The organism is Streptomyces sudanensis, from assembly GCF_023614315.1.
GTDB classification, from domain to species: domain Bacteria; phylum Actinomycetota; class Actinomycetes; order Streptomycetales; family Streptomycetaceae; genus Streptomyces; species Streptomyces sudanensis.
This window is the reverse complement of record NZ_CP095474.1, coordinates 4,736,982-4,743,577: the sequence shown is the minus strand read 5'-3', so window position 1 is coordinate 4,743,577 and position 6,596 is coordinate 4,736,982. Positions and strand designations below refer to the sequence as shown.

General features: G+C 72.5%; 6 protein-coding genes and 2 pseudogenes. 5 read left to right on the top strand and 3 right to left on the bottom strand.

Annotated elements, in window-relative coordinates; all coding sequences use genetic code 11:
- The 4 genes and pseudogenes from MW084_RS21985 to MW084_RS21965 form a co-directional block, all read left to right on the top strand.
- Nucleotides 1-764: pseudogene (locus MW084_RS21985) on the top strand (N-acetyltransferase family protein); the annotation flags it as partial.
- A 388-nt stretch (nucleotides 765-1,152) separates the two neighbouring features.
- Nucleotides 1,153-2,841 carry a DUF885 domain-containing protein gene (locus MW084_RS21980; protein WP_010473646.1) on the top strand — a complete coding sequence of 563 codons (1,689 nt, stop codon included), beginning with the start codon at nucleotides 1,153-1,155 and terminating at the stop codon, nucleotides 2,839-2,841.
- 257 nt (nucleotides 2,842-3,098) lie between these two features.
- A complete protein-coding gene (locus MW084_RS24680) occupies nucleotides 3,099-3,983 on the top strand; it encodes a polymorphic toxin-type HINT domain-containing protein (RefSeq protein WP_158684358.1) in 885 nt (294 codons plus the stop codon).
- Complete coding sequence (locus MW084_RS21965) at nucleotides 3,955-4,497, top strand: DUF4265 domain-containing protein (protein WP_158684357.1); 543 nt, start codon at nucleotides 3,955-3,957, stop codon at nucleotides 4,495-4,497. The genes MW084_RS24680 and MW084_RS21965 overlap by 29 nt, the downstream gene beginning before the upstream one ends.
- Nucleotides 4,498-4,575: 78 nt before the next feature.
- On the opposite strand, the pseudogene MW084_RS21960 reads toward MW084_RS21965, so the two are convergent.
- Nucleotides 4,576-4,868: pseudogene (locus tag MW084_RS21960) on the bottom strand (tyrosine-type recombinase/integrase); the annotation flags it as partial.
- A 133-nt stretch (nucleotides 4,869-5,001) separates the two neighbouring features.
- A complete protein-coding gene (locus tag MW084_RS21955; RefSeq protein WP_010473641.1) occupies nucleotides 5,002-5,724 on the bottom strand; it encodes a GntR family transcriptional regulator in 723 nt (240 codons plus the stop codon).
- 155 nt (nucleotides 5,725-5,879) lie between these two features.
- Between MW084_RS21955 and MW084_RS21950 the strand changes: the two genes are divergently transcribed.
- Nucleotides 5,880-6,077 (top strand): hypothetical protein, encoded by a 198-nt coding sequence (locus tag MW084_RS21950; RefSeq protein WP_010473640.1) that lies wholly within the window; start codon nucleotides 5,880-5,882, stop codon nucleotides 6,075-6,077.
- Between the two features lie 49 nt (nucleotides 6,078-6,126).
- On the opposite strand, the gene MW084_RS21945 is transcribed toward MW084_RS21950, so the two are convergent.
- The coding region (locus MW084_RS21945; protein WP_420833752.1) for a rhodanese-like domain-containing protein at nucleotides 6,127-6,596 on the bottom strand (470 nt) is incomplete at its 5' end.

Genomic DNA, 6,596 nt, shown 5'->3' with positions numbered 1-6,596 from the left:
CCTCCCCGGCCGACCACCCCGGCGATCCCGCCGCCCCGGTGGAGGGCGCCCTGGAGCAGGACGACACGGTGATGGTGCTGCGCGACCCGTACGGCGGGGAGCTCACGGTCGAGCGCCCCTACCTGCCGTTCACGCCCGGCGAGTTCGCCCGGGCCCGTGCCCTGGTCGAACTGGACGCGCGCCTCGGCCCGAGGGCGCCGCGCGGCCGGGACGCCCTCGCCCTGCCCGGGGGGAGCGGGGTCACCGTCCGCCCCGCCGACCAAGACGACGTCGAGGCCGCGCGGGCCCTGCACCGCCGCTGCTCCGGCCGCACCCTGGGACTGCGCTACCACGGCCCCGCCGCCGAGGCCGACCTCTACCTGGACCACCTGCTGGACCCCCGTTTCGGCCGGACCCTCGTCGTGGAGACCGCCCCCGGCCGGATCGTCGCCCTCGGGCACCTCCTGTGGGACGGCGAGGAGACCGAGGTGGCCCTGCTCGTCGAGGACGCCTGGCAGCGCCGCGGCATCGGCTCCGCGCTGCTGCGCCGTCTGGCCGGCCTCGCCGCCGACTCCGGCTGCGACAGCGTCTACGCCGTGACGCAGGCGTCCAACACCGGCACGGTCGCCGCCATGCGCACCCTGCGGCTGCCCCTGGAGTACCAGATCGAGGCGGGCACCCTGGTGGTCACCGCCCGGCTCGGCGCCCTGCGCGCCGAACGGCGCAAGTCGGCCGGGGACCACCACCGGCCCGCGCCGCGCACCGACCGGGCCTCGGGCGCCTGAGGCACCGGTCAGAGCCTCCTCCCCCGTCCGCGGTCCGCTTCCGCCGGGCCCGCCGGGAAAAGAATCCGGCCAAAGTCCGCGGCGGCCGGACGCGGAGCTCCGGAACGCCCCGCACACCCGCGCGGGGCGTTCCCCGTACCGCGCGCCGACCGCCTCCGCGCGCCCGGGCCGGGAGACCGGGCGCTTCGCCACAGGTCGCGACGACCGCCCGGCGCCCCGGCGGCGGCCCTCCCTCCCGCCCCGGGACCGGCACGGCCCGGCCTCCGCGGCCGGTGCCGTCCGGCCCCCGCGCCCCGCGGGCCGGCGCCGGTCGCGGTGTGCTCCACTTGTCGGCCGACTGTGGGCGAACGAGGTGACGCGGGCATCGGCCGCGTATCAGGATGGTGCCATGCCAGACATCCCCAGCAGCGCTCTTCCCCGTCAGGTCGCCGACGCCTACGTGGACGCCCTCGTGGAACTCGACCCGGTCACCGGCACGTACCTGGGCGTGCGGGAGAGCCACGCGCTCCTGCCCGACTTCTCCCCCGCCGGCCAGGAGGAGGTCGCCGCCCTGGCGCGCGACACCCTCGCCCGGCTCGACGAGGCCGAGCGGCGGCCCGGTGCCGAGAGCGACGCCGAGCGGCGCTGCGGACGGCTCCTGCGGGAACGGCTCACCGCCGAACTGGCCGTCCACGAAGCCCGGGAGGGGCTGCGCACCGTCAGCAACCTCCGGTCCCCGGCGCACAGCGTGCGCATGGCGTTCACCGTGATGCCCGCGGAGACGGAGGAGGACTGGGCGGCCGTCGCCGAGCGGCTGCGGGCCGTGCCGGCCGCGCTCGACGGGTACCGCGAGTCGCTGGCGCTCGGCCTGGAGCGGGGGCTGCCGGGCGGCCCGCGCGCGACGGCCACCTTCGTCGGCCAGCTCGGCGAGTGGGCGGGCGGCGGGAGGCGGGGCGGCTGGTTCGAGGAGTTCGCCTCGGCCGGGCCCTCCGCGCTGCGCTCCGAGCTGGACACGGCGGCGCGCGGCGCGACCGCGGCCCTCGGGGAACTGCGCGACTGGATGCGCGACGTGTACGCGCCGGCCGTCGAGGGCTCCCCCGACACGGTGGGCCGCGAGCGGTACGCCCGCTGGTCCCGCTACCACAACGGCACCGACTTCGACCTGGACGAGGCGTACGCGTACGGCTGGGACGAGTACCACCGGATCCTCGGCGAGATGCGGAAGGAAGCCGACCGGATCCTTCCCGGAGCCGGCCCCTGGGAGGCACTGGCCCACCTCGACGAGCACGGGACGCACATCGAGGGCGTCGAGGCGACCCGCGTCTGGCTCCAGGGGCTGATGGACGAGGCGATCGAGGCCCTCGACGGGACGCACTTCGAACTCGCCGAGCGGGTGCGGCGCGTCGAGTCGCGCATCGCGCCGCCCGGCAGCGCCGCCGCCCCGTACTACACCGGTCCCTCCGAGGACTTCTCCCGCCCCGGCCGCACCTGGCTGCCCGTCGGCGACCAGACCCGCTTCCCCGTCTACGACCTGGTGTCGACCTGGTACCACGAGGGCGTGCCGGGCCACCACCTCCAACTGGCGCAGTGGGCGCACGTCGCGGACCGGCTCTCCCGCTACCAGGCGACCGTCGGCATGGTGAGCGCCAACGCGGAGGGCTGGGCGCTGTACGCGGAGCGGCTCATGGACGAGCTGGGCTTCCTGCCGGACGCGGAACGCCGCCTGGGCTACCTGGACGCGCAGATGATGCGGGCGTGCCGGGTGATCGTGGACATCGGCATGCACCTCGGCCTGGAGATCCCGGCGCACTCGCCGTTCCGGCCGGGCGAGCGGTGGACGCCCGAGCTGGCGCAGGACTTCTTCCAGCAGCACAGCAGCCGCCCGCCGGCCTACGTCGAGAGCGAGATGGTCCGCTACCTGTCGATGCCGGCGCAGGCCATCGGGTACAAGCTGGGCGAACGGGCCTGGCTGCTGGGCCGGGAGAACGCCCGCCGGGCCCACGGCGCCGCGTTCGACGCGAAGAAGTGGCACATGGCGGCGCTCTCCCAGGGCCCGCTCGGCCTGGACGACCTCGTCGAGGAGCTCTCCCGGCTCTGAGCCCCGGCGGGCGGCGGACCGGACCGGTGGCCGCGGGTGCCCACGACCGGCCGGCGGGCGGCGCCGGCGGTTCCCGCGGCCCGCCACCGGGGCGACGGGGGGTGCCGGGGGTGACGGGAAGGCGCTGAGCGGGCCGGCGTCCCGGTGGACGCCGGCCCCGTCCACAAGCAGGCCCAGGCCACAAGCAGGCCCAGGCCAAGGCCGCTCCGAAGGTCTCCTCCGTGGCGAGCCCCGCCAAGGGCGGGGGCGGGGGCAAGGTGAGCCTGACCAAGCCGGGCGGCAGCTCCGGCGGGTCCTCCCGCGGCGGCGGCGGTTCCAGCGGTGGCGGCGGCGCGGGCAAGGCCGAGGAAGGCGGCTCCTGCCCGGTCAACAACAGCTTCACCCCCGGCACGAAGGTGCTGATGGCCGACGGTTCCACCAAGCCGATCGAGAAGGTCAGACCCGGGGACAAGGTCCTGGCCACCGACCCGAAGACCGGGGAGACCCGCGTCGAGACGGTCACCGCCGGCATCAAGGGCCGCGGCCTCAAGCACCTGGTCACGATCACGATCACCCTCGACGGCAAGACCGCCGCCACCGGTCCGAGGACGGTCCGGGTCACCGCGACCGAGGGTCACCCCTTCTGGGTCCCCGAGCTGCGCCAGTGGATCGACGCCGTCGACCTGCGCTCCGGCCAGCTGCTCCGGACCGACACCGGGACCTACGTCCAGATCACCGCGGTCCAGCGCCGGACCGCACAGGACGCCACCGTCCACAACCTCACCGTCTCCGACCTCCACACGTACTATGTGCTGGCGGGGGCAGCGCCGGTCCTCGTGCACAATTGCAACAGAGCCGGTCTGGATTTCACTGATGCTGAGCGGCAGAAGGTTTACGACGCCAACGCAGCGAAGAATGGTGGCGAGTACAGGTGTGATTACTGTGGGCAGAAGGTCGAACGGCGGGGATCGCGAGATGCCGATGGCAACCCCGTCCCGGGAAGGCCTGACGATGCACAGATCGATCACATAGAGCCGAGGGCCAGTGGCGGACATGGTGGCGCACATAACGGTGCCGTGGCCTGCCGTCGATGCAACAGGGATAAGTCCACTAAGACCATGGAAGATTGGGACGATGAGCTCAGAGACTTCCTCGAACCCTAGCGGCGCTGAGGCGGTGCCGTCGGGTAAGCCTGAGAGGCTGTACAAGGTAGCCTTCGATCTTCCTGACGAGACTGCCGAGTGGGCCCACGCCTCTTCGGAGCGGCTCTGGACTGGGAAGACCTCCGTGCAGATGGAGGTCCAGGTTCGGAACACTCCCTTCTACGTGAAGGGAATCGCCTTCGGGGACATTGTGCGAGTCAGAGCTGATCACGAGCGTAGAGAGTTCGTGTTCGAGGAATTCGTGTCGGAGGCCGGGCATTCGACGGTCCGCATCATCATCAAGGATGACGACGCGAGGGACATGATTGATGCCATGCTCCGCAGCTTTGAGTGCTCCTGGGAGATCGATACGACAGGGTACTTGTGGGCAATCGATGTGCCGCCGCACGTTGATTATGCGTCCATGAGAGTTGCGCTCCTTCGTATTGCCGATGAAGGGAAGATCGGTATCGAAGAGGGTGCTCTTGCGAGGACACATCGCGATGGGCTCGGATTGGCAGAGTCTGATCGTTAATCGGATTCACCAGAAGCCCCGCCGGATTTCATTCCGGCGGGGCTTCTGGGGTGTTTGACGGCAACACTGACGGCAACGTCAGCGGACGACGGCTGCAGCGGGAGGGTCGTCGCTGCCGTCGTCGGCCCGGCTGAGGGCGTTGCCGAGGGTGTCGATCGCTTGGCGCTGGAGGCGGAGCCTTACGTGGGCGTAGACGCCGGCGGTGACGCTGATGTGGGCGTGGCCGAGGAGTTCCTTGATCACGACGAGGTCGGCGCCCTGTTCCAGGAGCAGGGTGGTGGTCGAGTGGCGGAGACCATGGGAGCGGACGCGTCGGAGGCCGGTCCGGCCCGATGGAGGAAGCTGCGGAAGCGGCGGGGGAGATTGGCCGGACGGCTCCTGAAGCGGATCGCAGGGAGGGCTTGAGGAACACCGGGCAGGGCGCGGAGGCGACGGAAGTAAGTGCGTGGACCGGGCGCCCCGGAGGCCGCGGGCCGGCTTTCGGGAACGCTCCGGGCGGATCGGTCAGGGCTGGTGCTCGTAGCCGATGGTGAACCGGGGCGGCAGGCACCACTCTCCGTACTCGATGATCCCTTCCGCGTCCGACCAGCGGTGGGCGCCCGCCAGGATCGGGGAGCCGACCGGCAGCCCCAGTGCGCTGGCCTCTCGGGCGTCGGCGGGGCGGGCGTGCATGTCGTCGCGGGCGTGGGTGATCGTGCGGCCGGTGGCTTCCAGGACCCGGGCGGACAGTCCGTGATTGCGGCCCGGGGCGGTGTTCAGCAGGTCCGGTACGAGGGCGGCGAACGGGGCCGGGTGCCAGGTGACCGCGAACACGGTCCGGGTCTTGCCCCGGCCGGCCAGCCACTCGCGCCGCACCACCTGGTCTCCGGGCTCCAGGTCGAAGAGGTCCGCCACGTAGAGCGGCGGGGTGATCAGTTCGGCGGCCGTCACCCGGCTCGTCTCGCCTTCGGCCAGGAACGACTTCACCCGCTGGACCCGGGCCAGCCGGTCCCGCGCCGACAGCGTCCAGCGAGGGTCGTCGGCGACGTAGGTGCCCCGGGGGGTGGTGCGGATGAAGTTCTCCACCTGGAGGGCCTGCAGGGCCCGGGACACCGTGGCGGCCGCGGCCTGCCATTGCCCGGCGATCTCCCGGTTCGTCGGCAGCTTGGCGCCCGGTTCGAGCTCTCCCGACAGGATGCGCTCCCGGAAGTGATCCGCGATCTTCGTGAACGTCTTGGGACTGGGCATGTGGCTTGCCCCTCAGATGAGTTGACGCTGCGCCAGGAAAGCACACTAGTGCACTGCGAACCGTAGCCGGAGTGCTTCGGCCACTCGAATACTGAACTAGAGCACCGGCCTGTCAAGAGGTCGGCCCTGTGACGTTCGAGAGGTGGCGATGTGCAGTGACGGAGCCGACCAGGTACTCGACCCCGCCGGTTGAACTCCCCTTGCGTCTGGAGCCGGAGCCGGTATCCGTGGAGGGCTGTGCGGGGTGTGCGGAGCTGGCCGACGTGCGCGACCGGGCCCGTGCGGTCGGCGACATGACCGCCGTCAGCGACTGCAACGTCCGCATGCGACGCCATCCCGAGGGGCACCGGTGAGGGCGCTCCAAGGTTCCGGGTTCCGACTCCGGGGCCCGTTCGCGGTGGGTCAGCAGCCGCAGGTGTCGGTGGTGACGGGGGCGGTGAGGGGGTCGGCGTCGCGGCGGCGCGGGCCTTCGGCCGTCTCGTACGGGAAGCCCTCGCGGGCCCAGTACTCGAAGCCGCCGAGCATCTCCTTGACCCGGTAGCCGAGTCGGGCGAGGGCGAGGGCGGCGCGGGTGGCGCCGTTGCAGCCGGGGCCCCAGCAGTAGGTGACGACGGGGACGGCCTTGTCGAGCAGGTGCCCGGCCCGTTCGGGGACGAGGGCGGTCGGCAGGTGGACGGCGCCGGGGAGGTGCCCCTGGTCCCACGCCTCGGTGGAGCGGGAGTCCAGGACGACGAACCCGGGGTCGCCGCCCGCCGCGAGTGCGGCGGCCACGTCGGAGGCGTCGGCGTGGAACGCCAGGCTCGCGGCGAAGTGGGCGGCGGCCACGTCGGGCGCGGCGGGCGGCACGCGCAGCACGGGGCTCGGGGCGGAGG

Excerpts from the sequence above, each read along its gene's own strand:
- MW084_RS21980 (WP_010473646.1), top strand. The coding sequence starts at position 1,153 with ATGCCAGACATCCCCAGCAGCGCTCTTCCCCGTCAGGTCGCCGACGCC.
- MW084_RS21965 (WP_158684357.1), top strand. The coding sequence starts at position 3,955 with ATGAGCTCAGAGACTTCCTCGAACCCTAGCGGCGCTGAGGCGGTGCCG.
- MW084_RS21955 (WP_010473641.1), bottom strand. The coding sequence starts at position 5,724 with ATGCCCAGTCCCAAGACGTTCACGAAGATCGCGGATCACTTCCGGGAG.